The 25,435-nt window shown below is 35.9% G+C and carries 25 protein-coding genes; 24 read left to right on the forward strand and 1 reads right to left on the reverse strand.

The genetic code is table 11. The features are described from left to right. Positions 1 to 38 precede the first annotated feature (38 nt). The 12 genes from DW761_RS16205 to DW761_RS16260 all read left to right on the forward strand — a co-directional run bounded on the left by DW761_RS16205 (position 39) and on the right by DW761_RS16260 (position 11,464). Positions 39 to 728, forward strand: a complete 690-nt coding sequence (locus tag DW761_RS16205) for a hypothetical protein (RefSeq protein ID WP_117518764.1) — start codon at positions 39 to 41, stop codon at positions 726 to 728. 31 nt (positions 729 to 759) lie between these two features. Then, the gene (locus DW761_RS16210; RefSeq protein ID WP_117518765.1) at positions 760 to 1,446 is read left to right on the forward strand and encodes a hypothetical protein; all 687 of its coding nucleotides are present in this window, start codon (positions 760 to 762) and stop codon (positions 1,444 to 1,446) included. Positions 1,447 to 1,463: 17 nt separating this feature from the next. Further along, positions 1,464 to 2,150, forward strand: coding sequence for a hypothetical protein (locus tag DW761_RS16215; RefSeq protein WP_117518766.1), 687 nt, complete (start codon positions 1,464 to 1,466; stop codon positions 2,148 to 2,150). 124 nt (positions 2,151 to 2,274) lie between these two features. Further along, positions 2,275 to 3,456 (forward strand): O-antigen ligase family protein, encoded by a 1,182-nt coding sequence (locus DW761_RS16220; protein ID WP_117453964.1) that lies wholly within the window; start codon positions 2,275 to 2,277, stop codon positions 3,454 to 3,456. A gap of 70 nt (positions 3,457 to 3,526) precedes the next feature. Beyond that, positions 3,527 to 4,087, forward strand: a complete 561-nt coding sequence (locus DW761_RS16225) for a YdeI/OmpD-associated family protein (RefSeq protein WP_117518767.1) — start codon at positions 3,527 to 3,529, stop codon at positions 4,085 to 4,087. Between the two features lie 128 nt (positions 4,088 to 4,215). Continuing rightward, positions 4,216 to 4,413 (forward strand): DUF1146 family protein, encoded by a 198-nt coding sequence (locus DW761_RS16230; protein WP_117453962.1) that lies wholly within the window; start codon positions 4,216 to 4,218, stop codon positions 4,411 to 4,413. Beyond that, positions 4,414 to 6,051 carry a sensor histidine kinase gene (locus tag DW761_RS16235; protein ID WP_117453961.1) on the forward strand — a complete coding sequence of 546 codons (1,638 nt, stop codon included), beginning with the start codon at positions 4,414 to 4,416 and terminating at the stop codon, positions 6,049 to 6,051. Between the two features lie 19 nt (positions 6,052 to 6,070). Beyond that, on the forward strand, positions 6,071 to 7,651 hold the full coding sequence (locus DW761_RS16240) for a response regulator transcription factor (protein WP_117518768.1): 1,581 nt from the start codon (positions 6,071 to 6,073) through the stop codon (positions 7,649 to 7,651). 63 nt (positions 7,652 to 7,714) lie between these two features. Beyond that, positions 7,715 to 8,335, forward strand: coding sequence for a M23 family metallopeptidase (locus DW761_RS16245; protein ID WP_117453959.1), 621 nt, complete (start codon positions 7,715 to 7,717; stop codon positions 8,333 to 8,335). 129 nt (positions 8,336 to 8,464) lie between these two features. Next, entirely contained in the window at positions 8,465 to 9,451 is a 987-nt protein-coding gene (locus DW761_RS16250) for a rod shape-determining protein (RefSeq protein WP_117453958.1), read from the forward strand. An 18-nt stretch (positions 9,452 to 9,469) separates the two neighbouring features. Further along, positions 9,470 to 10,582: an MraY family glycosyltransferase gene (locus tag DW761_RS16255; RefSeq protein ID WP_117453957.1), complete on the forward strand. Its 1,113-nt coding sequence runs from the start codon at positions 9,470 to 9,472 to the stop codon at positions 10,580 to 10,582. A 390-nt stretch (positions 10,583 to 10,972) separates the two neighbouring features. Then, complete coding sequence (locus DW761_RS16260) at positions 10,973 to 11,464, forward strand: hypothetical protein (RefSeq protein ID WP_117518769.1); 492 nt, start codon at positions 10,973 to 10,975, stop codon at positions 11,462 to 11,464. Positions 11,465 to 11,496: 32 nt separating this feature from the next. Here DW761_RS16260 and DW761_RS16265 read toward each other — a convergent pair whose 3' ends face one another. Further along, on the reverse strand, positions 11,497 to 12,390 hold the full coding sequence (locus DW761_RS16265; RefSeq protein ID WP_117518770.1) for a LysR family transcriptional regulator: 894 nt from the start codon (positions 12,388 to 12,390) through the stop codon (positions 11,497 to 11,499). A 112-nt stretch (positions 12,391 to 12,502) separates the two neighbouring features. Between DW761_RS16265 and DW761_RS16270 the strand changes: the two genes are divergently transcribed. The 12 genes from DW761_RS16270 (at position 12,503) to mnmG (ending at position 25,364) form a co-directional block, all read left to right on the forward strand. Continuing rightward, positions 12,503 to 13,111, forward strand: a complete 609-nt coding sequence (locus DW761_RS16270) for a chromate transporter (RefSeq protein WP_117518771.1) — start codon at positions 12,503 to 12,505, stop codon at positions 13,109 to 13,111. Next, the gene (locus tag DW761_RS16275) at positions 13,108 to 13,665 is read left to right on the forward strand and encodes a chromate transporter (RefSeq protein ID WP_117453954.1); all 558 of its coding nucleotides are present in this window, start codon (positions 13,108 to 13,110) and stop codon (positions 13,663 to 13,665) included. Before DW761_RS16270 ends, DW761_RS16275 begins: the two co-directional genes overlap by 4 nt. 15 nt (positions 13,666 to 13,680) lie before the next feature. Beyond that, a complete protein-coding gene (locus DW761_RS16280) occupies positions 13,681 to 14,106 on the forward strand; it encodes a hypothetical protein (RefSeq protein WP_117518772.1) in 426 nt (141 codons plus the stop codon). Positions 14,107 to 14,279: 173 nt separating this feature from the next. Beyond that, a complete protein-coding gene (locus DW761_RS16285; protein ID WP_117518773.1) occupies positions 14,280 to 14,849 on the forward strand; it encodes a hypothetical protein in 570 nt (189 codons plus the stop codon). 111 nt (positions 14,850 to 14,960) lie between these two features. Beyond that, positions 14,961 to 16,817: a SpoIIE family protein phosphatase gene (locus tag DW761_RS16290; RefSeq protein WP_117518774.1), complete on the forward strand. Its 1,857-nt coding sequence runs from the start codon at positions 14,961 to 14,963 to the stop codon at positions 16,815 to 16,817. Positions 16,818 to 16,862: 45 nt separating this feature from the next. Continuing rightward, on the forward strand, positions 16,863 to 18,083 hold the full coding sequence (gene tilS, locus DW761_RS16295; protein WP_117518775.1) for a tRNA lysidine(34) synthetase TilS: 1,221 nt from the start codon (positions 16,863 to 16,865) through the stop codon (positions 18,081 to 18,083). Positions 18,084 to 18,110: 27 nt separating this feature from the next. Continuing rightward, complete coding sequence (hpt, locus tag DW761_RS16300) at positions 18,111 to 18,650, forward strand: hypoxanthine phosphoribosyltransferase (RefSeq protein WP_117455610.1); 540 nt, start codon at positions 18,111 to 18,113, stop codon at positions 18,648 to 18,650. A gap of 18 nt (positions 18,651 to 18,668) precedes the next feature. Further along, on the forward strand, positions 18,669 to 20,714 hold the full coding sequence (ftsH, locus tag DW761_RS16305; RefSeq protein ID WP_117455612.1) for an ATP-dependent zinc metalloprotease FtsH: 2,046 nt from the start codon (positions 18,669 to 18,671) through the stop codon (positions 20,712 to 20,714). A gap of 127 nt (positions 20,715 to 20,841) precedes the next feature. Next, the gene (locus DW761_RS16310; protein ID WP_117518776.1) at positions 20,842 to 21,606 is read left to right on the forward strand and encodes a helix-turn-helix domain-containing protein; all 765 of its coding nucleotides are present in this window, start codon (positions 20,842 to 20,844) and stop codon (positions 21,604 to 21,606) included. A 55-nt stretch (positions 21,607 to 21,661) separates the two neighbouring features. Further along, complete coding sequence (locus DW761_RS16315; protein WP_117455616.1) at positions 21,662 to 23,014, forward strand: MATE family efflux transporter; 1,353 nt, start codon at positions 21,662 to 21,664, stop codon at positions 23,012 to 23,014. Positions 23,015 to 23,156: 142 nt separating this feature from the next. After that, complete coding sequence (locus DW761_RS16320) at positions 23,157 to 23,492, forward strand: hypothetical protein (protein ID WP_117455618.1); 336 nt, start codon at positions 23,157 to 23,159, stop codon at positions 23,490 to 23,492. A 15-nt stretch (positions 23,493 to 23,507) separates the two neighbouring features. Next, positions 23,508 to 25,364 (forward strand): tRNA uridine-5-carboxymethylaminomethyl(34) synthesis enzyme MnmG, encoded by a 1,857-nt coding sequence (gene mnmG, locus DW761_RS16325; protein ID WP_117518777.1) that lies wholly within the window; start codon positions 23,508 to 23,510, stop codon positions 25,362 to 25,364. The last annotated feature ends 71 nt before the right edge of the window (positions 25,365 to 25,435 follow it).

Below are 25,435 nucleotides of genomic sequence, written 5' to 3' on the forward strand. Positions count from 1 at the left end.
AGAATTGGGGTATGATATGGTTAGAAAGGATGATGGCTATGTCAGAAGACAGAATGATGTTTAAAAAGTTAAATGTAGGTAGAAAACAGATTCTTTTCCAATTAATCACAGAAGTTTTTCTGGGAGTAATTCTTGGCTCTGTATGTCATCAGGCGATTACTTCTGTTTCCATTGTGTGTGAAGCAGATGTAAATATGCCATTATTGATCGTTATCTTTGTATGTATGCTCGTGTTTTTGTGGACACCTTTATGGATGCCGCAAGGGCAGGTATATGATATCAATGATGATAATATCAAGGTTATTCCGCAATATCATATCATCACAAGATGGAAAATTATCCTATATGTTTTATGTAAAAATGATATCTCTCCATTTATAGAAACGATGCCGTTATCATCATTTACAGGTGGAAAATTCAGTGTAGACCGCCATGCAGGTTCATGGGCCTATTCCCGATATACGTATCTTTTAACACTTTACCAAAAAGATCACGAGGTGAAACTTGCCATCAATCCAATGGACAATGGAGTATTGTTGCCTGCGGGCAGAGGCGGCTTTGTATTTAGTGGATATAAAAGCAGAGAAGATATTTGTAATATTATGAAATTCTTTGAGATACATCAGATAAAAATTGATGATCCTTACTATATGATTGACGCATTAAAAAATCCAGATATTGTGATGTATGATTATTTGGAAAGTCTGCATATCAAGATTCGCTATTAGAAGCTGATAAAAACGAAAGAGGAATGATTGGATGTCAGAAAACAAGCGATTGTTTAAAAAATTAAATATAAACAGGAAAAAAATCATATCACAACTGTTGATTGAAATCTTTTGTGGAGCATTGCTTGGTGTCAGCTGTGCCCAGGCGATATCCATTACAACAAAAGAATATTCTCATTGGAATATGGCATTCATGATTGTGTTGTTTGTGGTGATGGTGATATTTTTGTGTACGCCCTTATGGATGCCTGTTGGACAGATTTATGATATTGATGAAAACCGAATCAAAGTCATCCCTCCTTATCCCATCGCTATGAAATGGAAACTGATCATGCATATCCTGTGCAGAGATGATATTTCAGCGTTTGTGGAAACGATCCCTTTATCTGATATCTATTATGGAGAATTTAGTGTGGATCGTCGCTATGCAGGATGGGGATTTCACAACTATACTTATGTATTGACGCTTCATTTAGATAATCGTGATATTGTGGTTGTGATCAACCCCATGGATAATGGTATCTTTATTCCCGGTGGCAGAGGGGGCTTCATCTTTGATGGTTTAAAGAGCAGAGAAGATATCTGTAATATTATGAAATTCTTTGAGGTCAATCAGGTAAAAATCGAAGATCCCTATCATATGATAGAAGCGTTAGAAAACACAGAGATTGTGATATATGATTATCTGGAAAGTCTTGATATAAAAATTCGTTATTAAAAAGGACAGGTGATACAATGGAAAAACGTAGATTTCAAAAAATAATTGTATGGAATCGTAAACGGATCATTATGATGATTTTAGCGATTTCAGCGTTTGGCATTGTATTTGGATTATTGATATCAAGAGCATTGCTTGGACTTGAAGAATATGGCTTTCATTTTAATGTTTCCCTGTGTATATTGTTTTTTACAATCTTTTTGGTCATCTTATGGTTGCCTATGTTTGTCGCAGAAAGTCAGATATCTGATATTGATGAACACAGTATGAAAATCCTTCCATCCTATCCTTTGATGAAGAAATGGAAAGTTATTGGCTACATATTGTGCAATGATACCATAGAACCGTTCTTACGTGTAATACCGTTTCAGAATATACAAAAAGGAGTATTTGATGCGATGTGTCATACGAGTGGTATGCTGGGATATTCTTGGTATACGTATCGTTTAACACTCTATATTGGAAATGAAAAGCTGCCTTTATATATTGATCCTATTGATAATGGAATCATTATGCCAAGTGGTTTTGGCGGGGCAACCCTTAATGGCAGACATGATCGTAAAGATATTTGTAATCTGATACAGATGTTGAGAGTCAATCATGTGAAAATCGAAGATCCATATGGCATATTGGATGCTTTAAAAGATGAAAGTGTTCCCTTGTATGAATTTCTGGAAACCCTGGATATTAAAAAGAGATATTAATTCACTCCTAAAAATGACGGTTTCTACAGCCTTTATATCAATTTTGTAAGACTGCGCTGTAGAAATTGTTATTTTTTTTACATAATGGTATAATGGGAGAGCAATAAAGGATCGGAGGATGGTTATGGAAAGACTAAAAGCCTTTTTACATCGAAAACTGGATGGTTTTACGTTAGATGAATACATCATCATGTTTGTTGTGTGTTCCATTTTTCTTCCATTCTATTGTTGTTTGATTGCCATTGCATGTACACTAGTATATCTGCTGGTAAAAAAACGGTGGAAAAATATCATCAATGAAGTACCCCGCAGTAAATGGGCCATAGGCTTTTGTTTACTGACATCGCTTGTTGCATTTGTGAATGGCAACTATTTAGGCGGTGTTTGTGCAATTGGTATTTTATTGTTGCTGTTGTTTATTTTCTATTATCGTACAATCATCAACAAGCGTTTATTTGAATTATTGCTGGATGCTTGTTGTATCATATCCTTATTCTGTTTTGCCTGGGCATTGATGGAATATTTTAGAATTATTCATCGTCTGGATTACAGCTTTTTAGAACTTCGTGTGGAAGATAATCCAAAAGATCGTATCAATTCGACTTTCTTTAATGCCAATTATTATGCCATGATGATTGAATTTCTGGTATTGATTTGTGTTTATAAGATGATGCAGGTAAAAACCATGCGTCGTATTGTATTCTATATCGTGACAATCGTTTGTAATCTGTTTGCGTTATATCTGACAGGATGTCGAACAGCGTGGGTACCATTTGTGGTTACCATTCCATTTATGTTTTTGATCAATAAGCGCATGGGATATTTTGGCACAACCATGGGAACCCTTGGCGCAGGTGGCATCGCATTATTACTCAAACCAGATATCTTGCAGCGTACCAGTATTTTTACTGATTTTCTAAAACGTGCAAATATATGGCAAACAGCTTGGAAAGGGATACAGGCACATCCGTTGTTAGGAGAAGGACCGTTAACATATTATCATATCTATCCATTATATCATGGACATCCAACCCAGCATGCACATAGTGTATATCTTGATCCGTTCTTAAGTCATGGAGTGATTGGTGTTGCGATATTTGCGGTATATTTAGGAAGCAATCTGAAACAGGTATGGCGTTTATTTCAAAGAAGAATCGATATGCGTTTATTCTCTTTGATTGTCGCATGTATTCTGACAGTATTAATTCATGGAATTTTAGATTATACTGTTTATTGGGTTCAGACAGGATTTTTATTCCTGTTAATCTTAAGCAGCAGCTCTATTTATTTTCATAAAGAACATTAGAAGCACAAGATGCTTCTTTTTCTTATAGGATATGGTACGATGAATGTAGGAGCATGATGGAGGTAAAAAGATGGATGAAATATTAACATTTTCTAGTAGGGTAGAATTTCGCTCATGGCTGGAAGAATACGGTACATCAAAACATGGTGTATGGCTGTTATTTGGGAAGAAAAATGGTCCAAAGACATTAAGCAGTAAAGAGGCATTGGAAGAAGCATTGTGTTTTGGATGGATTGATGGTGTGATGCAGCGCATTGATGATACATCATATAAGAAATATTTTTCTATCCGGCGATCAAACAGCAAATGGTCAGATAAAAATAAGAAAATTGTCATGGAGCTTGAAAAACAAGGAAAGATGACAGCACATGGAAAAGCAAAAGTAGAAGAGGCAAAGCAGAATGGTCAATGGGATCGTCCCAAAGCACCACCAGTGACAGAGCAACAAATCGCTTCGCTTGCGGATATATTAAAAGCATATGAACCTGCCTATACGAATTTTATGGCAATGTCACCATCTGTGAAAAAGACATATACAAAGGCTTATCTTGACGCTAAAACAGAAACTGGGCGCAAGCATCGTATCAAATGGATGGTGGAACGATTAAACAAAAATCTAAAACCAATGTAAATATCATTCAGACGTAATGAATCTTTTTTGTGATAAAAACCGCAGAAAATTGAAAAAAAATAAAGATGTTATTTTACATTTGGCATTTCAGACCGTATAATAATAATTAAAAGATGGAGGACCTTCCTATGATTTATTTTCTCGTACGTCTTAGCGTTTACCTCATATGTTTTTGTTTAAGCTTTTGGGCATTATCTAATGTACAATTTCAAAAATTCACAAATGTTAGTAAGCCGGGTAAAACACAGATGCTGCTGTTGCTGTTATCCATGGCATTAGCATATCTTTGTGGACAATTTTTATTGTCGTTATCCATGGGATTTTAAATGAAAACATTTTATCTCAAACGATTTAATGATTGGATACGACGATTCAGCATAAAGCAGCGTTTGTTTGGCTTTGCGATATTGCCAAGCATTCTTATGTTGATATGTTTTATGTTTTACTATTCCTTTAGCAGATCTGTGCTGCTTCAGAAAAGTGAACAGGCAAGTATCCAGCTCATCACCATGGCAGAAGAAAATCTGTCTTTAAATGCTGAACGTTTAAAAAGCAAGGTGGATAATTTCAGTGAAAAAAATTCATGTATTCAGATAATACAAAATAAGACCATAACAGATGCACAGAAACAGATCATGGAGCGATCCCGCAACAATATGGAAAGCACTTTGATCCAGTTGTATAATCGCCAGGGAGAACTGATTGGTGAAAGTGGTCAGTCTAATGGTATTTCTAATCTGCTTCATCAACATAAGCAGGGCTGGTATTATGAACATGATATCGATAAAATGTTGTATATCAGTACGATTATAGAAGATGATACCTTGATTGGCAGTGTATATGCATATTTTCCAAAAGAAGTATTTGCGCCTTTGTTTACTGAAAAAAATAGTAAAACTAATGCAATCCAGATATTAGATGAAAATGATTGTATCCTTTTTGGACAAAGCAGTCTGCCTTATCAAATGAAAATTCAGATAGATGATCAAATGGCAAAAATAAATCATATGGAATATATTGTGACATTGCGCCAAATTGAAGGCATGGATTGGAAAATCATGGATATGGTCAGCAGTGATCATGTATTTGAAGAAATTCATAACTTTAGAAATCTGATACTGGTATATTGCTTGATTGCCATGATTGTATTGTTGTTGTGTGCAAGTTTAACATATCACAGTATGCATGATCCAATCAATGCGATGTTGTCTTCCATGCAGGATTTTCGAGAAGATAATCTGGAAACCATCAAAATCAAGGATGGAGGAAGAGATGAATTACATCATTTGAGTACTACATTTAATGATCTGTTAACAAGAATTGAAGAATTATTAACGACTGTGCAAAGAGAACAGGAGCAGCGAAGAGAAACACAAATACAGCTGTTACAGGCACAGATCAATCCTCATTTTCTGTTTAATACGTTAAATACTTTACGATATCTGGCGATTTTAAATGAAGACAAGCCGGTAAGTGAAGGCATCAATGCGCTTGCGAAACTGCTTCGCAATACCATTGTGGATAGTAATGAAATGGTAAGTGTACAGGAAGAAATAGAAAATGTAAAAAATTATATCATTATTCAAAAACTTCGATATGGCGATTTATTTGAAACGGTATATAATATAGATGAAAATATCAAACAAAAAAAGATTTTAAAGTTTTTATTACAGCCAATTGTGGAAAACAGTATTTTGCATGCATTTGAAGAAGATCGTGAACATCAAATACTAACCATCCGCGCAAGAGAAAAAAATGGCTATCTTTGCATAGAAATAGGGGATAACGGGAAAGGGTTTTGTGTAGAAGATTCAGTATCCAGCAACAAGAAATTATCTAGTATCGGTATGAAAAACATACAGGAACGTATTCAGTTAATGTATGGAGATACATATTCTATGAAAGTTGAAAGCGTGATTGATGTTGGCACAATCACAACGTTGCTGCTGCCGCTGGAAAATTGATAAATAGGAGGGCATAGGCATGTATAAGGTATTGATTGCAGATGATGAAAATCTTATTCGTATCACGTTGAAAAATATGATTGATTGGAAAGCATTAGATTGTGAAGTGATTGCACTCGCCAAAGACGGGCAGGAAGCTTATGATATCTATTGTGCAGCACACCCGGAAATAGTGATTACAGATTTAAAGATGCCGAAAATGGATGGCATTGAACTAATCACAAAGATTAGAAGTGAAAATACCAATACACAAGTGATTGCATTAAGCAATTATTCCGATTTTGAATTGGTGCGTGATGCGATGAAAGCCGGTGCATTTGATTATTTATTAAAAGTTACACTAGAAGAAAAAGAACTGGAAACCATTATCGAACAGGTCAAAGAAAACTGTGAATCTCAACATGCGAATATCTCACAAGAAGAAGATCAGGCGTTGATGCAGCTGCGACAATGTATGATTTTAAGGAAAAACGAACATGTGATGGAGGAAGAAGAATTCTTAACAACCCTGCAACAGCCAGTGTTTACACCATATCATAAAGATTATCAAATGGCATACTTCCGGATAGACAATATCAATATCCTTTATGAAAACAAAGTACGTGATCATACCAAGCTGAAACAGAATTTACAGGATTTAATCAAAGAAACGATTCCCTTTTCCATGCCATACCTGATGATCTTTTTAAGCAATCACTCTGGTGTTTTGATGTTTCATGGAGAAGAAAAAATACGTGTATTGAATATTTGTAACAGCATTATCCGTAATATATCTCAATATCTGGACTTGCCATTATCCGTTATCGTATCCCCAAAAGAAAAAGATATCTCCACTTTCTATCAGAGCTATCTGGATATCTTGTCCTCACATGAAAAACGTTTTTATGAGGGAGAAGGTACATTGTTATTAAGTGAAGAATCCATTGATTTTGAAGATTTAGATATGAATCAGATTGATTTTCATACCAATATCTTTGCGGCTATATCATCAAAAGATATCGAACAGGTTAATGCACTCGTACAAAAAACACTTCATTATATGAAGGTGCACCGGATTGCACCTTATTCTGTCAAAGAATATATTATATTTATTTTGAATAATATCGAAGGAAATGAGATTGTGAAAGGAATGAAAGAAGTATATCCATTTGATCTTTTACATCGCCATATCTATGCCAGTGAAACCTTTGACCGGCTTTGTGATAATGTAGAGCGTTCCTTTGAAGAAATATGTAAATGGCTGTGGTCTACCGGTTCGGATAAATATAAGAAAAATATCATGCAGATCATTGCCTATGTAGAAGAACATCTTGCACAGAAAGTAACGCTAAAGATGATTGCGGAAGCATTTGGTATGAGTGAAAGCTATCTGAGCCGTACCTTTAAAAATGAAACAGGTATGAATCTGATTGGTTTTATCAATGAGCGTAAGATGAAGAAAGCCAAAGAGCTTTTAAAGGATGATAATTATATGATCAAAGATGTTGCCATGCAGGTGGGAATTGATGATCAATTCTACTTTAATAAGGTATTTAAGAAAAGCTTTGGCATTTCACCAAGTGAATATCGCAAAAAATTATCCAGCAAGCCGTTGGAATAAAGTGGAAAATTAACGTGTATAAAGCATTTCATCAAGGGTATACTCACCAATAGAGGTGATGAAATGTATAGTTATACAAAGAAAAAGAAGTTTCCAAAGCGAAAAATGATCGTAGGTTTATCTGCATTACTTGTGGTAGCTGTTGCCTTTTTGAGTTATGAATACACATTGAATAAAGAAAAGGATACAGCAGTATTCAATGAAGATGATGTACCCGTATTAACCCTGCCGGCTAATGCTGCCAAAGAAAAAGCGAAAAAGCCATTTCAGGTAGATGCGAAAGTGGTATTAGATTACTTTGATGGAAGTGAAGGCGAGGTTGACAGCATTACAGAATTTGAAGGTGTATTCCGTGGCAATCAGGGCATGGATTATGCACTTGATAATCAGGCATTTGATGTAACAGCATGCTTTTCTGGCAAAGTGAGTGAAGTAAAAGATGATTCTGTTTTTGGTAAGAGTGTGACGATTACAACAGATGATTTAGATATCACATATCAAAGTCTTGGTGAAACTGGTTTGAAACAGGGCGATGAAGTAAAACAAGGCGCTGTGATTGGTAAAGCTGGTGCGAATATCTACAATAAAGATCTGGGAAACCACTTACATATTGTAACGACCAAAACAGGAGCGATCATTGATCCAGAAACGATCTATGACAAAACCATAGAAGAAATCAAATAGTACCGATAACAGGTACTATTTTCTTATAAAAAACAATTCTTAAGGTTCCTTAAGAAACGTTAGGTTAAGTCTTTTTAAATTAAAAAATTATGATATAATGTACATGCGCGAAACGGAGGTAGAGAATACATGTTTTCAAAAGAAGTTGGAATCGACTTAGGAACGGCAAATTTATTGATGTACGTAAAAGGCGAAGGAATCGTTATTGACGAACCTAGCGTTGTAGCAATAGATGCAGAAACAAAAAAATGTCTTGCTGCAGGACAGGAAGCGAAAGATATGCTTGGTAGAACACCAGGCAGAGTACTTGCTATTCGTCCATTAAAGGATGGAGTTATCGCAGATTTTGAAGTAACAGAAATTATGCTGAACTTCTTCTTCAAGAAGCTGGCAATTAAAGGAATGTTTAAACGTCCTACTATTCTAATCTGTTGCCCAAGTAATATTACAAGTGTGGAAAGAAATGCAATTCGTGATGCAGCATATCGTGCAGGTGCAAAGAAGGTTTATATCGAAGAAGAACCAAAAGTTGCAGCTGTTGGAGCTGGATTGGATATTGGAAAGCCTAGTGGATGTATGGTATTGGATATTGGTGGTGGTACTACCGATGTCGCTGTTATTTCCCTTGGTGAAATTGTATCAAGTACCTCATTAAAAATCGCAGGTGATACACTGGATCGTGATATCATCAAATTTGTAAAAGAAGAAAAGAAACTGTTGATCGGTGATCGTACAGCAGAAGAAGTTAAGAAAAATATCGGTACTGCATGGAAAGGCAGTATTCATGAAACAATGGAAGTCAGTGGACGTGATTTAGTAAGCGGTCTGCCTACAACCATTTCCTTAAACAGTGATGAAATCGAAGGAAGTATGCGTGAAAGTTTACAGGATGTTGTACGTGCATGTAAAACAGTTCTGGAACAGACACCTCCAGAACTTGCAAGTGATATCGTCACAAGAGGTATTGTATTAACAGGTGGTGGAGCATTGCTTCATGGCATTGATGAATTGTTGCGTAATGAATTACATATTCCAGTATATGTGGCAGAAAATGCACTTCGCTGTGTAGCGGAAGGTACTGGTATTCTGTTAGAAAACCTTCATATGGTAAGATAAAAAAAGCGAGGTGGATCTATGGATTGGCTGAAATATCTGTTGATTCCATTAACCATGTCTGCACTGATTACACCCATTCTTAAAGTGATTGCGGTTAAATTAGAGATATATGCTCAAATGAATGAACGAACGGTACATAGTGGAAAAATCGTAAGAATTGGCGGTGTAGCCATCTATGTATCTTTCATCGTGTGTATGGCGTGTTTTATGAAGACAGATGCAACAATCAATGGAATCCTCATCGGTGGAACCATCATGTTCCTTGGTGGACTGATTGATGATATGGTGGATCTCAAACCAAAATACAAATTGGCAATCGAATGTCTGGCTGCCATTGTATTAATGGTTGTGGGAAAAGTAAGTTTAGATGTCATACGTTTACCATTTGGTATTACAATTGATATGGGAATTATTTCCTTTATTGTGACATTTGTATGGATTATTGGTATTACCAATGCTGTTAATCTGATTGATGGATTAGATGGTCTATCTGGTGGTATCTGTGCGATTATTCTTGTGGTAATTGCCTGTATGTCAGTGGTAGAAGCAAGACTGGATATTGAAACGATGTCCTTATTGCTTGCGGGTTCTATTCTTGGATTTCTGTTTTACAACTTACATCCAGCCAGTATATTTATGGGGGATTGTGGTGCATTGTTTTTGGGCTTTATTATTTCCGCAATATCATTGCTGGGATTCAAAAGCTCTACGATTATGACACTTGCATTACCAATTCTTTTGCTGGCAGTACCAATTGTGGATACGCTGGGTGCTATATTAAGACGAAAACTAAGCGGACATAAATTCAATGAAGCAGATAAAAAGCACTTGCATCACTTACTGATGCAGCGATTTGGTCATCGAAATACAGTATTGATTCTATACATTGTTACAGCACTGTTTGGATTTACCGCATATTTATATCTTGTGAATAAAGGTACTGGATTTTTGGTGTTATTTATTATTGCCATTGTGGTAGAACTGTTTATTGAAACAAGTGGTATGATATCAAAACAGTTTCATCCTATATTATCAATTATCAAAGGAATAAAAAAACGTTGTTTACAGTTATATCATATGATATATAAAAAGAAATCACAAAAAGAAATACAGAATGATATTCAAAAATAGGAGAAACAGATGTATAATTTGTTTCTCTTTTTGTATGTGCAATGGTATGGAAAACAGGAAACAGATTTAATTTTCATTAATGAATTTAAAAGAAAAAAATGTATATTAAAAAAGTATTTTAATTGCTTGACTTTTTATAGTCCTGTGTTAAAATATGATTGAAGGGTAGCCCTGATGCTGACTCATCAAGTATTGTCTCCGAGAATGACGGGACTTAAAATTAGAATATCATTCATTTGTAAGTATCGTCTCCGAGAATGACGGGACTTAAAATTAGAATATCATTCATTTGTAAGTGTTGTCTCCGAGAATGACGGGACTTAAAATTAGAATATCATTTAGAAACAGACTCTTGAAAAAGAGTCTGTTTATGTTATAAGGAGGATTCTGATGAGCAGTTTACATAAAAGAAAAATTAAAATTGTATCTATATCACAAAAATTTTATAACTTATTTTCACCAGACGATGAAATTATGAAAAAATTGGGGCAAGAAAGTAAAGAGAGACCATGCTTGATTTTATTAAAATTGAGTTATAAAAATAATAAATATACATTTGCTATTCCTTTTCGTTCCAATATTGGCAATGCACCAAAGGGTACTTTTTTTTCATTACCAAAAAGAAAAAAAACTAGAGATGGAAGACATCATGGTCTACATTATACTAAAATGTTTCCTATCACTAAAGAATTTTTTTTACCATATCATATGGGAGGTGATTTTGAGGAAGAACTAGTTATGGCATTTATAGAAAAAAATATAAAGAAAATAATACAGGAAGCACAAAATTATCTTTTTGAATATGAAAAAGGTAATAAACCTTTATATCATGTGGACATAGATGATGTTTTAGATAAGATTATGGTAAAAGTTAAAGGATGATATATTTATAAATAAATGATAGATCATTAGGTTTATTGATATCGAATGGTTTTAGAGAAATCCTTTGAGATTTCCACAAGATCATGAAAAGTTTCTGGCAGAAATTTATTGCGATGATAAATGATGGAAAAGCTTCTGGATAATTCTCCATCTTCCAGCTGTACAGAAGCGATTTTTCCTTCATCAATGGCATCCTTCACAAGCAGATATGGGAGTATGGATACCCCAAGATTTTTTTCTACCCCACGAATGAGGGCTTGAGAAGATGTACTTTCCCACACAGGTGTAATAGATAACGCATGTAATTGTGCATAGGAATCAAATAATTCCCTTCCAGCACTTCCTACTTCACGAAGTAGGAATTTTTCTTTTTCTAGTTCAGTTGGAGAAATTTTAGATTTCTTTGTCCAAGGATGATTTGTGGCGCAGATCAAAGTCAGATAATCTTCTAATAAGGTGATGCGTTCCAGATATTCATCACGAACGTTGCCTTCTACATATCCAACATCAATCTTGTTTTCTAATACCATAGCTTTGATGTTATCGGAATTATTGATTTGCAATGTGATTTCTAAATCAGGGAAACGCTGTTTAAAGGTAGAGATGATCTCAGGCATAAAATAATTGCCTATGGTTACACTGGCACCAATGCGAATGGTACCAGTATGGTCCCAAGTTTTGATATTGCTTTCCATTTCATCCAATAACTGAATGACATGCTGGGCATATTGGCGAAATTTTTCGCCTGCCTGTGTAATATATAAACGTTGTGAAATACGGTCAAATAGAAGAATACCATAATAATCTTCCAGTTCTGATATCGCAAGAGATATCGATGGTTGTGAGATATACAATTGTTTTGCGGCTTGTGTCATACTGCCACTTTCACAGACAGTAAGAAAGATACGTAAATGACGAATATTCATATGTGCCTCCTATCATAAGTAAAATGATATAACTACTATTTAATTATAATATTTTACTTATGATGATGCAACGATTATAATACAAGTAAAAGAGAGAAATGGAGATGATGTTATGAAGAAGGGTTGGAAAACATATGAAAAATTATTTACTTCAACGTTCTATTTAAGTGCATTCACATTTGGTGGAGGATATGTCATTATTCCACTGATGAAGAAAAAGTTTGTGGATGATTTAGATTGGATTGATGAAACAGAAATGTTAAATTTAGCAGCAATTGCGCAAAGTGCACCAGGTGCTGTCGCAGTAAATGCTTCTATTTTATTAGGATATCGTATTGCAGGTATCAAAGGAGCTATGATTACAGTATTGGGAACCGTCTTACCACCATTGATTATCTTATCTGTGATATCTATTGGATATGCGGCGTTCCGTGATAATGTTGTGGTGAATGCTGTTTTGAAGGCCATGCAGTCTGCTGTTGCGGCTGTTATCTGTGATGTTGTTTGGACAATGGGTTCAGGTGTTTTAAAGGAAAAACAAGTGATTCCAACAATTGTTATGTTTGGCGCATTTATCGCAAATTATTTCTTTGGGGTAAATGTTATCGTGATCGTACTTGCTTGTGGAGCGTTGGGTGTATTACAAATGGTAATCGATCATTATCTTCACAAGGAGGAACCTATGGAGAAAGATGAAACAAAGGAGGATGCTGAATTATGATATTTTTACAATTATTCTGGAGCTTTCTACAGATTGGATTATTTTCTGTAGGTGGTGGCTATGCAGCTATGCCTTTGATTCAAAATCAGGTTGTCAGTATTCATAACTGGCTGACGATGACAGAGTTCAGTGATATCATTACGATTTCACAGATGACACCAGGACCGATCGCGATAAATTCTGCGACATTTGTTGGTATTCAGGTGGCTGGATTTCCCGGCGCAATCGTCGCAACAATCGGATGTGTATTCCCATCCATCGTGTTAATGTTGTTGTTAGGTTATTTATATTACAAATATAGTGATTTAAAAATTATTCAGGGAGTGTTGCAAGGACTTCGTCCAGCCGTTGTTTCATTGATTGCGGCAGCAGGTATTTCTATTGGAATCCTGGCATTCTGGGGAGAAAGTGGAATTATGCTTGAGAAAACAGATATTTTGGCAGTTGTGATTTTTGCGGTATGTGTTTTCGTATTAAGAAAATGGAAACCAAGTCCAACAACCGTTATGATTGTGGCAGGTGTGATTGGCGGTATTGCTTATCTGATTATATAAAAGAAGTGATAAAACGTGAAGTATATCTGGAGAAAGAAATATCAACGCTGGCAAATGCTGGATACAAATGGTCATATGGTATATGTTCTGCATAAGAAATTTACACGTTTGGAAATGACCAAAGGCAATACACAGATTGGGTATGGATATATTGAAGAAACAAAAGATGGTATTATTTATCATTATAAAAATGATCAGTATCGTGGAAAAGCAATATATGATGATAAGCAGGAAAGTCTGATATTACATCTAGATGGTTTTAAGATATATCTGAAACAGACAGTAACTGGCTGTTTGATCAGATATGAAAACCAGATGATTGTCATACAGGAAAATCAAGAAAGTTATATTTGTGAAAGTGAAATAAAACCATTATACTTATCTATATGCTTTTTGTTTTTCATGATGATGAAAGAAAAAGATGAATTAATTATGATGTAAAACAGATCAATCAAGGGAAAACCTGATTGGTCTTTTTTGTTTATGTACTGTGTGGAAAATGGAAAAAAACTTAAAGTAAATCATCATTTTTCACGAAAAAATATAATTATTTTTCATTTTTGTGACAAACGCTTACATTTGTTGTATCCTTACACTCACAGGAGGTAATGCAGATGGAAGTAAAACAATTATATGAAATTTTAGAAGATGAGTATAAAGAACAAAGTGTATCCAATAGTAAACATTGGAATAAGTTGTGGGATTTGTATGTGGAAGAGAAAAGTGCCGATTATCAGACTTTGCCCGTGAAGGAAGCTATTCCACGAATGATCAGTGATCAGAATTTAAGAATACGTAGACATTTTAATAACTGTATAGAAATGGGATTGTCCATACGTGTTGGGGATATCTGTTTCATTGACTATGGAGAAGCATACATCAACGAGATCGGATATCAACATTTCGGTTTGATTGTGACCATGTTTCACAATAAGGCATTTGTGGTGCCAATGAGTGGAAATAAAGCTGCATATCATCAGGCATATGGAAAAGAAAATCCTAATGGGAAAAAACATTTGATGCGATTAGGCAAGATCAAAGGTATGAATAAAGAGTCTGTTTTATTTATCAATGATGCCAAATGGATCAATACCGCAAGAATCATTGATATCAAAGCACATCTGGATAAAAAAAGTGAATTATTTAAAGATATTAAAGAGCGTGTGAAAGATTGTCTGGATTAATTTCTAGAACCATAAAGTATCAGGAGAAAGAAAAAAACATGCGGTGACAGACAAATTACGACAGAAACAACACTTTCTTTCTTTTAGAATGTTTGAGAAAGAGGTGATTTTGTGGAAAAGGCAGTCTTGGGTAAGGAGAAAAGCAGATACCAGATTCATGCACAGGATATCTGTTGTGCGATCATTTCCATCTTACTTGGAAGTATTGGCTCACCATTTGCCTATATGTTAGTATTTATCTATTGTGCCATGTCGTATATGCGTAATACCAGGGAAAGCACAATTGTCGTATTCTTTGTTTTATTAATGTCACTCACAAGAGGGGTTTTTGACACATATCTTTATGCACTGGGGTTTACATGTTTCTTTATTATTGTACATATGATTCGATTATTAGAACGAAATCTTTATGAAGCGATTGCGTTGATTGTGACAGCAATCATCATTCCTTATAGTATTCAGCAGTTTGGTTTTGTGAAAGAAGTAGTAATCATGCCGCTTTGTACCTATGTTTTTATGAAACAGTTATGTAAAGAATACAGCTGGATACAGAATCGTTATGTACTACCAGAATGTATTGCCGCATTGATTTTATTTGGGACATATCTGTTATGTACACAGTTGTTGCAAAGTTATTGTGCAATAGTCGGATGGGTGATTTTTACATTGATTGGTGTGGTGGCCCAGCCTTTGACTTTATTGACTTTGTTTATTCTGGCATATCTTTGTATAGGGGTACCATGGGTCATGATGGTAATTCCTTTATTAATCAGTGTTTTTCAAAAAGATAAAAAATCAGCTGTTGTATTAATTCTTGCACTTGGTATCTATACCGTAAAAGATATAGCTTCTACCAGTTATTTTCTGTTTTGTCTGGCTTTGCTTGCGATAAAAAAAGAAAAGTTGAAAGGTCTGTGCCTACAAGAAGAAACACCTGTGATCAACCGGTTTCAGGATCAGGGTTTATTAAAACGCCAAATGTTGAATTATGCCAGTATCTTTCAATCATTAGCCAGTTATTATGCGAAAATGAGCAGTGAAGAAAGCGAACTGTTAAAAACGATGGCAGAAGCCTTGCGATATAATGCAGATGTGATATCGAAAGCAGATAGTCATTATAAAGACCAACAAAGAATTGTGACAGCACTGGAAGGCTATCAATATATCGTGGATGATTTTCTGATGGAAGAGCCGAAAGCCGGTTATCTTAGAATCGTCATGGATATTTCCAATATCAAACGAGGAGAAATTAAAACAACATTAAAACCGTTAATGGAAGCTTTATTACACAGGAATCTGGAAATGGATGAAATACATAATCGAAGATTTTTGAATGGTTTCCATATTTGTATGAGTGATGCGATACCTTTTCATATCGATGCTTTAGCGGATAGCGTAAAAAATGCTTTTACAGGGAATGGGGACAGTTTCTCCGTATTTCGTTTTCGTCAAAGTATGGTATGTATGATATCTGATGGAATGGGTAATGGGGAACGAGCAGCTCAAAGTTCCCAATTGATTACCAGTATATTCCAACGCATGATGATCAGCGGTATAACCCAGGATGCCGCAATCAAATGCATAAACAAACTGATTCAAAGTGATACCTTTGCGACGCTCGATGTTTTATGCTTCAATTATGCCCTTGGTGTTGCCTATATATCAAAATCAGCAGCTTGTCCTACCTATCTGTTGAGAAACCACAAAATCTATGAAATTAATGGAAATGCATTGCCTGTTGGGATTGTGTCTATCATGCAGCCGGATTGTTTTTCCATTGAGTTAGAAGATGGAGATGAATTTATCATGATGAGTGATGGCATAGAAACACATGAATTTTATGAATGGATGAGAGAACGCAAAGCAGATACCCTGCGAGATGATGTGGAAATCTTCTCTGATATCTTAAAGAAAAGCCAAAGAAAAGATGATTCTACCTTTATCATTGCAAATATTACCAAATCTTAAGAAAGACAGGTTGCAATAACCTGTCTTGTTTTGTATAATACGGCTATGAAATTAGAAAAGATCGATAAAACAAAAACTTATGTTATAGGTGTCAGCGGTGGTCCTGATTCTATGGCATTATTAGATATGTGTAGAAGAGAGGGGATTTCTCTTGTGATTGCACATATGAATTATCAAATACGGGAATCAGCGTATCGTGATATGAAAATCGTGGAAGACTATGCACAGGCATATGATATTCCCTGTGTTGTTCGTATGCAGGAAAAAGAATGTATTGGTAATTTTGAAGCATTTGCCAGAGAACAACGGTATCATTTTTACGCTGAACTGTTAGAAAAATACCATGGGGAAGCAGTGCTGTTAGCACATCATTTGGATGATCATCTGGAAACTTATCTGATGCAGAAACAACGCCATAGTGAAGGAAAGGTGTGGGGTATTCAAGCGTGTACGATCATCAAAGGCTGTCGTATCCTTCGTCCATTATTATCTATGAGTAAACAAGATGTGATGGACTATTGCCATCGTTATCAGGTACCTTATGGAATTGATGAAACGAATTTAAGTGATGATTATACAAGGAACCGTATCCGTCATCAAATTATTGAAAAGATGAGTTATCAGGAAAAACAGGAGCTGAATGAACAAATCCGTCAGGAGAATATAAAGAAACAGGAAACTAATCACAAGTGGGAACGGTTTATATCTAATTGGCAATATACAGTACAAGAGCTATCTGAATTGTCAAAAGAAGATATCCAAAGCTTCTTGCATTATCTCTTATATGACAAGATGCATATCGCTATTAATCACCATGAAATCAGACAGCTGATTCAGTTAATTCAATCAGGCAGAGATGGATGGTCAAGAGAACTTGCAAATCAATATGAAATTTATCAGGAATATGGTAAGCTTTGTATAGAACTGAAGGATGAGGTTGCTTATGCTTATACCTATGAACATATTCAATTTGAGAAAACACCTTATTTTTGTATCAGTCAAACAGGCAGTAGTGTAGAGGCACTTACATTAACGAAGGATGATTTTCCTATCACAATCCGCAATGCGAAAAAAGGCGATCAGATTCAGTTGCGCTTTGGCACAAAAAAGCTGAATCGCTGGTTTATTGACCGTAAAATTCCCAAAAAAGAACGTAAAGTATGGCCAGTGGTTGTGAATAAGGATGGAAATGTGATTTTAGTGCCAAAAATAGGCTGTGATATTGCACATTTTTCTAACAATCCGACGCTATTTGTGTTAAAATAGATTGTAGCTGTATTAGGAGGATTACTCATGCGAGATGTGATTGACAGAATTTTAGTATCAGAAGAAGAAATTGTAAAACGCAGTAGTGAATTAGGTAAACAAATTAGTGATGATTACCGAAAAACAAATGAAACACCATTGGTGGTTGCTTTGTTGAAGGGAAGTGTTCCTTTCTTGGCAGAGCTCATCAAACATATAGATTTGGACATCCAATTTGACTTCATGGATGTATCCAGTTATCAGGGAACAGAATCTATCGGAGATATTCGTATTGATAAGGATTTAGACTGCTCAGTGAAGGGCTTGTCTATTTTATTGGTAGAAGATATTGTAGATACTGGTAGAACATTAAAAGAAGTAACCAAGTTATTGATGAATAAAGGTGCAAAAGATGTTAAAGTTGTATCTTTATTAGATAAACCTGATCGTCGTGTGGTAGAGATTGAGGCAGATTATGTTGGTTTTGAAATACCAAATGAATTTGTCGTTGGTTTTGGTCTGGATTATGACCAGAAGTATCGTAATCTACCTTATATTGGTGTGTTAAAACCTGAAGTTTATAAATAAAAAAAGGAGGACATGCGTATGAACAATAAGAAGGTCATAAGTCTTTGGCCCTACTTACTTATTCTTGCGATATTGGCAGTCCTTGTATCCTATGGAACCGGAAACAACACAACAACGTTTAATTACAACGAATTCATGAATAAAGCGGAAAAGCTTGATTTTGATAAAGTTGAAATGTCTATGGGATCTACTGTCATTGATGTAAGTGGTACGTACAAACAAGGCAAAGAAAGCAAAAGTTTCAAAGTCAGTGTACCTAACACAGAAACAAATGTGAAATGGTTGACAGAAACATTAAGCAAAAACAAAGACACTGTTTTAACAACAAGAGATCCAAATCAGGAAAGCTTCCTGATGAAGTTCTTTATCAATGTATTCCCTTATCTGCTGTTAGCAGGTATTGCCATTTTCTTCTTTACGAAGATGAATAGTGGCGGCAGCAACAAAGCTTTTGAATTTAGTAAGTCAAAAGCCAGAATTGAAGGAAATATCAAGGTTCGTTTTAAAGATGTAGCGGGCTGTGATGAAGAAAAAGAAGAAGTAAAAGAAATTATTGATTATCTGAAAGATCCTAAGAAGTTTACTGATATGGGAGCACGTATCCCAAAAGGTATGCTGATGGTAGGTCCTCCAGGTACTGGTAAGACATTATTAGCAAAAGCAGTAGCTGGTGAGGCGAATGTTCCATTCTTCTCTATCAGTGGTAGTGATTTCGTAGAAATGTTTGTTGGTACTGGTGCAAGCCGTGTGCGTGATATGTTTAAGAAAGCACAGCAGACAGCTCCATGTATCGTATTTATTGATGAAATTGATGCCGTCGGTAGACAGCGTGGTGCTGGCATGGGTGGTGGAAACGATGAACGTGAACAGACCCTGAACCAGTTGTTAGTAGAAATGGATGGTATGGGTGAAAATAAAGGTATCGTGATTATCGCCGCAACAAACCGTCCGGATGTATTAGACCCTGCATTGCTTCGTAGTGGTCGATTTGACCGTCAGATTACAGTAAATCTGCCTGATAAAAAAGGTCGATATGAAATTTTGAAGGTACATGCAAGAAATAAAAAGCTTGCGCCAGATTGTTCTTTAGAATCTCTGGCAAAACGTACTCCAGGCTTCTCTGGTGCTGATTTGGAAAACGTATTGAACGAAGGTGCAATTTTAGCTGTTCGTGATAAACGTAAGATGATTACAATGGAGGATCTGGATGAAGCAATTGACCGTGTTATGATGGGACCTGCGAAGAAATCCAGAAAATACACAGATAAAGAAAAACGTCTGGTTGCGTTCCATGAAGCAGGACATGCTGTCATTGGAATTAAACTGGAAGATGCAGATATGGTAGAAAAGGTAACAATTATTCCTCGTGGAGAAGCAGGCGGATATAACCTGATGACACCAAGAGAAGAAAAGATGATGCCGACAAAGGCTGATTTCATGGCACAGATAACTGGATTAATGGGTGGTCGTGTTGCGGAAGAAGTTGTCTTTGATGAAATTTCTGCTGGTGCCAGCAATGATATTCAAAAAGCTACAAAAATTGCGAAGGCAATGGTTAGAAGCTGGGGTATGTCTAGTCTTGGACCTATTCAATATGATGATGGTACAGGCAATGTATTCTTAGGCAGAGATTATGGATCTGGAAGCAACTATTCTGGTGAAATTGCTTACGAAATCGATAAAGAAATCCGTAAGATCATCAATGAATGTTATGAACGTGCAAAACAGATCATTACAGAACACATCGATTTATTGACTCTGATTGCGGATACATTGATTGAAGAAGAAACCATCACTAGTGAACAGATTAATAACCTTGTGAAATATGGTACCATTACTTCCCCTGAAGATGCTTTGAAGAAGCAGGCAATGGCAAACGATGTGGAACAGCAGATTCAGGCAGATAATGAAGCTGCACAGGAAGTATTACATGATGATATTCAGCATTATGATGATACACCATCTTCACAGGATGAAGAAAAGAAAAAGCAGGAAAAAGTCAGCTTTGAAGAAGCCATGAAGGAACTTACAAAAAGCGATGACTATGATGAAACAAAGGAATAGGATATACACAAACGTATATCCTTTTTTTGTAGAATAAAGAGCAATTCTACCACTGGTTGCGTAATTGTATATGGGTGTATCTCGTATTATAGTGGTAATAATGATACAATGTCTAAGAGGTGATAGAATGGAATTTAAAGATCAATTGTATAAGTACAGAAAAGAAAAAGGATATTCCCAGGAAGAGTTAGCAATGCTATGTCATGTCAGCAGGCAGGCAATTAGTAAATGGGAAAATGGAACCGCAAATCCAGATATGGAGAATTTAAAAATATTGAGTAAAGCATTATCTGTCAATATAGATACATTACTAGGAAATGAAATAGAACCACAAAAAGAAATTACAAAAGAAATACATTATATATATGGATGGCAGAAAGAATATCGTTCTTCTATCCATATTGCTGGAATTCCTCTTGTACATATCAATGTGGGAAAAGGACCAAGACATGATGGTAAATTTCATTGTGCAAAGGGGATTATCGCAATCGGCAATGAGGCAATCGGTGTTGTCGCAATTGGTGCACTCAGTGCAGGCTTATTATCCTTTGGGGCAATTAGTGTCGGTTTGATTACTGCTGGTGCTTTGGCGCTTGGTGCTTTTGTATTAGGTGCAGTTGCGATTGGATATATCGCAATCGGTGCCCTTGCGATTGGTGTATATGCTTATGGTGCATTATCGATAGGATTTATTCTGGCGATTGGAGATCATGCATATGGAGAATATGCAATCGGAAATCAGGCTTTTGGCAACCATATGATACAGCTTCAAAAAAATAATGGGGAAATGTGCATGTTAACAAAAGATGCATCGAAAATTATGAAGCTTTTAAAAGCAGCGGATGCACCAAAAATATTTCAGTTTTTGATACAGATGATGAGAAGATGTTAATTGCATCTTCTTTTTCAATGTGATAAAATGAGGCACTAGACAGGCAGGTGATCAAATGAAGGATATGACTAAAGGAAATCCAATGAAGCTGATTTTAGCTTTTGCGATACCGGTATTATTAGGAAATGTATTTCAACAGTTTTATACGATGGCTGATACCATGATGGTAGGCAGGATCCTTGGTGTGAATGCTCTTGCGGCAATGGGCGCCAGCACATCGCTTGCGAATTTGATTATTGGCTTTGCAAGTGGAATCGCTATGGGATCTAGTATTATGATTGCCCAATACTATGGCGCAAAAGATGAAGAAGGCATGCGACATGCATGCGCTGGCTGTGTACGTTTCTGTATACTTTCCACAATTGTCATGACGATTGTGGCATTACTAATCAAACGTCCAAGTTTAAAGCTGCTACAGACACCAGACAGTATTATTGATATGGCAGACGGCTATCTGTTCATATTATATGGAGGCTTATGCATTACCATGTTATACAACATGTTTGCGAGCATGCTGCGGGCAATTGGAGATAGTAAGACGCCATTATACTTTTTGATTATCGCCAGTATCAGCAATGTGATCTTAGATTATCTGTTTATCGCAATTTTTTCATGGGGGATTGCTGGTGCAGGTATTGCGACTGTGATTGCACAGATGCTCTCCGTTGTTTTATGCTTTCTATATATAAAAAGAAGATATCCAATATTTATCATAAAGAAAAAAGATTTTCATGTGGAAAAAGCAATTTACCATCGTCAAATCAGTATGGGGATTTCTATGGGGTTAATGAATTCTATCGTATCACTTGGAACAGTGATTTTACAAAGTGCTGTAAATTCTCTTGGTGAAAGTGTGATTGCGGCTCAGACAGCTGCGAGAAAGATTGTGGAGATGTTTATGCAGCCATTGATCAGTATTGCGATTGCGGATACTACCTTTGTATCACAAAATTTAGGCGCTGCACAATATCAGCGCATACGTGAAGGGATGAAGAAAAGTATTGTCATCGCATTGATTTGGGTAATTATCGTAATCTTGATATCGTATACCTGTATTGATGTGCTGATCACACTTTTGGTAGACGCAAGCCAAAAAGAGGTCATTTCTTTATCAGCTTTCTATACAAGAGTGATGTCTTTGTTTTATTTTGTACTAGCGATTCTATTTATCTATCGTAATGGCTTGCAGGGACTTGGCAATGGCAAAATACCAATTGTATCCAGTACGATTGAAATGATCACAAAAACAGCCGCAACATTTTTGCTTATACCTTATACGGGTTATTTGGGGGTTGCATTAGCGGAACCCATTGCATGGTGTTTCATGGCACCAGTGTTATGTATCTTTTTCTATAAGGATATCAGAAAGCGAGAACAGATTTTGTCGGAAAATAGCAAACAAAGTTAAGAATATAAAAAATTATAGGAAAAGAAAGTGTTATCACTAAAAAGATAAAAAAATTCTATTATTTCACAAAAAAGTAGTCTATAATATAGAACGATAGGAATATTTTTAAGGCAGGATTCCTTAAAAGAAAGAAGGTCGTTATATGAAAAACAGTTATTCACGTTTATGTCTAAAAGAACGCTGGACTATGTTTACAATCTTTTTAATAGCTGGAATCCTATGCGCAGCTGCAGCAATATATGCTTTTATAAAACATTATATGACATATACTGTCACAGGTAGTGTTCTTGCGATTGTTTCTTTATTGATTAGTGGATATATTTTTCAATTAAATATGAGAAGGAAAGAGATAAAAAAAGAATACAGCTATGAATTTGATCGTGAGTTATTTGCGAAAGAAAGAACATGTCCCAAATGTGGTGCAAGTATTGGTTCCAATGTCTGCTACTGCCCTAGATGTGGAACAAAATTTCATTAGAATGGAGGAATGAATATGGTAGATGTTATCGTAATTGGTGGAGGTCATGCAGGTGTAGAGGCGGCGCTTGCTTGTGCCCGTACAAATAAAAAAACTATTTTATATTCCATGCATATTGATATGATTGCATCTATGCCATGTAATCCCAGTGTTGGCGGACCTGCAAAAGGAATCGTAGTACGTGAAATTGATGCACTTGGCGGTGAAATGGGAAAAGCCGCAGATGCGACAGCTTTGCAGTTCAAGATGCTAAACACCACAAAAGGTCCGGGGGTACAAAGTTTGCGTGTACAATCAGATAAAATCGCTTATAAAAAATATATGCAAGAGGTTTGTCTACATCAGGAAAACCTGGAAGTGCGAGAAATGTGTGTGGAAAAAGTCCTTGCGGAGAATGGAAAAATCACAGGTGTTCTTCAACAGGATGGTCAAATCATACCATGTAAGGCATTGATTATGACAACAGGAACTTTTATGAGCTCTACGGTTTTGGTAGGGCATACTTCTACACCAAGTGGTCCAGATAATGAGCCGACAACCAATCAATTAAGCCAGAGCCTGCGTGATCTGGGTATTACAACATTTCGTTTAAAGACTGGTACACCTGCCCGTGTATATACGGATTCTATTGATTTTTCTAAAACAGAGGTACAGCCAGGCACGGATGATTTTATCTGTTTTTCACAAGAAACTACCCATATTCGTCCATTTAAAGATCAGGTCGTATGTTACCTGACGTATACAACTTCAAAAACACATGAAATCATACGTAATAATTTAAATAAATCTGCGATGTATTCAGGATTGGTCAAGGGCGTTGGCCCTCGATATTGTCCAAGTATTGAGGATAAACTTGTACGTTTTGCGGATAAAGAACGTCATCAAATTTTCTTAGAACCAGAAAGTGAAAGTCTGGATACAACATATATTCAGGGATTTTCTACATCTATGCCACATGATATTCAGGATCAGATGTTACATAGTCTGCCAGGTCTGGAAAACTGCAGTATAAAAAAATACGCTTATGCGATTGAATACGATGCAATAGATCCTTTACAATGTAAGCCATCTTTAGAAAATAAAATTATTGAGAACCTTTATACAGCAGGACAAATCAATGGAACAAGCGGTTATGAAGAAGCAGCTGCTCAGGGTTTGATGGCAGGTATCAATGCTAGCCTGAAACTGGATGGTAAAGAGCCACTGATTTTACATCGTGATGAAGCATATATCGGAGTAATGGTTGATGATCTTGTGACCAAAGGAACAAAAGAACCATATCGATTATTAACCTCACGCGCAGAATATCGTTTATTATTACGTCACGATAATGCGGATTTACGCTTGAGTGAATATGGACACGATATTGGCTTAATCAAAGAAGAACGTTATCAAAAGTTTATGGATAAGAAAAAACATATCAAAGAAGCAATGGCTTATTTAGATACGGTACGTTTTACACCAAAATCAGAAATCAATGATTATCTTATTTCTTTAGGCTATGAACCATTACATAATGGCATCAGTGCCAATGAGCTCTTGAAACGTCCAAAGGTTACAATGAAAGCACTTTTGCCATATCTTGATCATAAAATTGAAGATACCGTTGCAAAACAGGTAGAAATTGAAATAAAATATGAAGGATATATTAATAAAGCAAAACGTGATGCAGCGCATTTACATGCGATGGATGAAAGAAAACTTCCAGAGAATATTAACTATGAAGATATTGAAAACCTTTCTTTAGAAGCTCGTCAGAAGCTGAGTAAGGTACAGCCTATGACAATGGGACAGGCATCCAGAATATCTGGTGTTAATCCGGCAGATATTGCCGTGCTTGCCGTATATCTTGAACAAATGAATCGAAAATAAAAATCTGTAGTTTAGTCTCAATGCCAATAAGTTAAGGGTATTGACAACAATGAAAAGTGATATCTAGTGAA

The organism is Absiella sp. AM29-15 (assembly GCF_003434225.1).
Taxonomy (GTDB): domain Bacteria; phylum Bacillota_I; class Bacilli_A; order Erysipelotrichales; family Erysipelotrichaceae; genus Hoskinsella; species Hoskinsella hominis.

What these genes read in the sequence shown, in the direction of transcription:
- DW761_RS16205 (WP_117518764.1), top strand. Translation starts at nt 39, where the DNA reads ATGTCAGAAGACAGAATGATGTTTAAAAAGTTAAATGTAGGTAGAAAA.
- DW761_RS16210 (WP_117518765.1), top strand. Translation starts at nt 760, where the DNA reads ATGTCAGAAAACAAGCGATTGTTTAAAAAATTAAATATAAACAGGAAA.
- DW761_RS16215 (WP_117518766.1), top strand. Translation starts at nt 1,464, where the DNA reads ATGGAAAAACGTAGATTTCAAAAAATAATTGTATGGAATCGTAAACGG.
- DW761_RS16220 (WP_117453964.1), top strand. Translation starts at nt 2,275, where the DNA reads ATGGAAAGACTAAAAGCCTTTTTACATCGAAAACTGGATGGTTTTACG.
- DW761_RS16225 (WP_117518767.1), top strand. Translation starts at nt 3,527, where the DNA reads ATGGATGAAATATTAACATTTTCTAGTAGGGTAGAATTTCGCTCATGG.
- DW761_RS16230 (WP_117453962.1), top strand. Translation starts at nt 4,216, where the DNA reads ATGATTTATTTTCTCGTACGTCTTAGCGTTTACCTCATATGTTTTTGT.
- DW761_RS16235 (WP_117453961.1), top strand. Translation starts at nt 4,414, where the DNA reads ATGAAAACATTTTATCTCAAACGATTTAATGATTGGATACGACGATTC.
- DW761_RS16240 (WP_117518768.1), top strand. Translation starts at nt 6,071, where the DNA reads ATGTATAAGGTATTGATTGCAGATGATGAAAATCTTATTCGTATCACG.
- DW761_RS16245 (WP_117453959.1), top strand. Translation starts at nt 7,715, where the DNA reads ATGTATAGTTATACAAAGAAAAAGAAGTTTCCAAAGCGAAAAATGATC.
- DW761_RS16250 (WP_117453958.1), top strand. Translation starts at nt 8,465, where the DNA reads ATGTTTTCAAAAGAAGTTGGAATCGACTTAGGAACGGCAAATTTATTG.
- DW761_RS16255 (WP_117453957.1), top strand. Translation starts at nt 9,470, where the DNA reads ATGGATTGGCTGAAATATCTGTTGATTCCATTAACCATGTCTGCACTG.
- DW761_RS16260 (WP_117518769.1), top strand. Translation starts at nt 10,973, where the DNA reads ATGAGCAGTTTACATAAAAGAAAAATTAAAATTGTATCTATATCACAA.
- DW761_RS16265 (WP_117518770.1), bottom strand. Translation starts at nt 12,390, where the DNA reads ATGAATATTCGTCATTTACGTATCTTTCTTACTGTCTGTGAAAGTGGC.
- DW761_RS16270 (WP_117518771.1), top strand. Translation starts at nt 12,503, where the DNA reads ATGAAGAAGGGTTGGAAAACATATGAAAAATTATTTACTTCAACGTTC.
- DW761_RS16275 (WP_117453954.1), top strand. Translation starts at nt 13,108, where the DNA reads ATGATATTTTTACAATTATTCTGGAGCTTTCTACAGATTGGATTATTT.
- DW761_RS16285 (WP_117518773.1), top strand. Translation starts at nt 14,280, where the DNA reads ATGGAAGTAAAACAATTATATGAAATTTTAGAAGATGAGTATAAAGAA.
- tilS (WP_117518775.1), top strand. Translation starts at nt 16,863, where the DNA reads ATGAAATTAGAAAAGATCGATAAAACAAAAACTTATGTTATAGGTGTC.
- hpt (WP_117455610.1), top strand. Translation starts at nt 18,111, where the DNA reads ATGCGAGATGTGATTGACAGAATTTTAGTATCAGAAGAAGAAATTGTA.
- ftsH (WP_117455612.1), top strand. Translation starts at nt 18,669, where the DNA reads ATGAACAATAAGAAGGTCATAAGTCTTTGGCCCTACTTACTTATTCTT.
- DW761_RS16310 (WP_117518776.1), top strand. Translation starts at nt 20,842, where the DNA reads ATGGAATTTAAAGATCAATTGTATAAGTACAGAAAAGAAAAAGGATAT.
- DW761_RS16315 (WP_117455616.1), top strand. Translation starts at nt 21,662, where the DNA reads ATGAAGGATATGACTAAAGGAAATCCAATGAAGCTGATTTTAGCTTTT.
- DW761_RS16320 (WP_117455618.1), top strand. Translation starts at nt 23,157, where the DNA reads ATGAAAAACAGTTATTCACGTTTATGTCTAAAAGAACGCTGGACTATG.
- mnmG (WP_117518777.1), top strand. Translation starts at nt 23,508, where the DNA reads ATGGTAGATGTTATCGTAATTGGTGGAGGTCATGCAGGTGTAGAGGCG.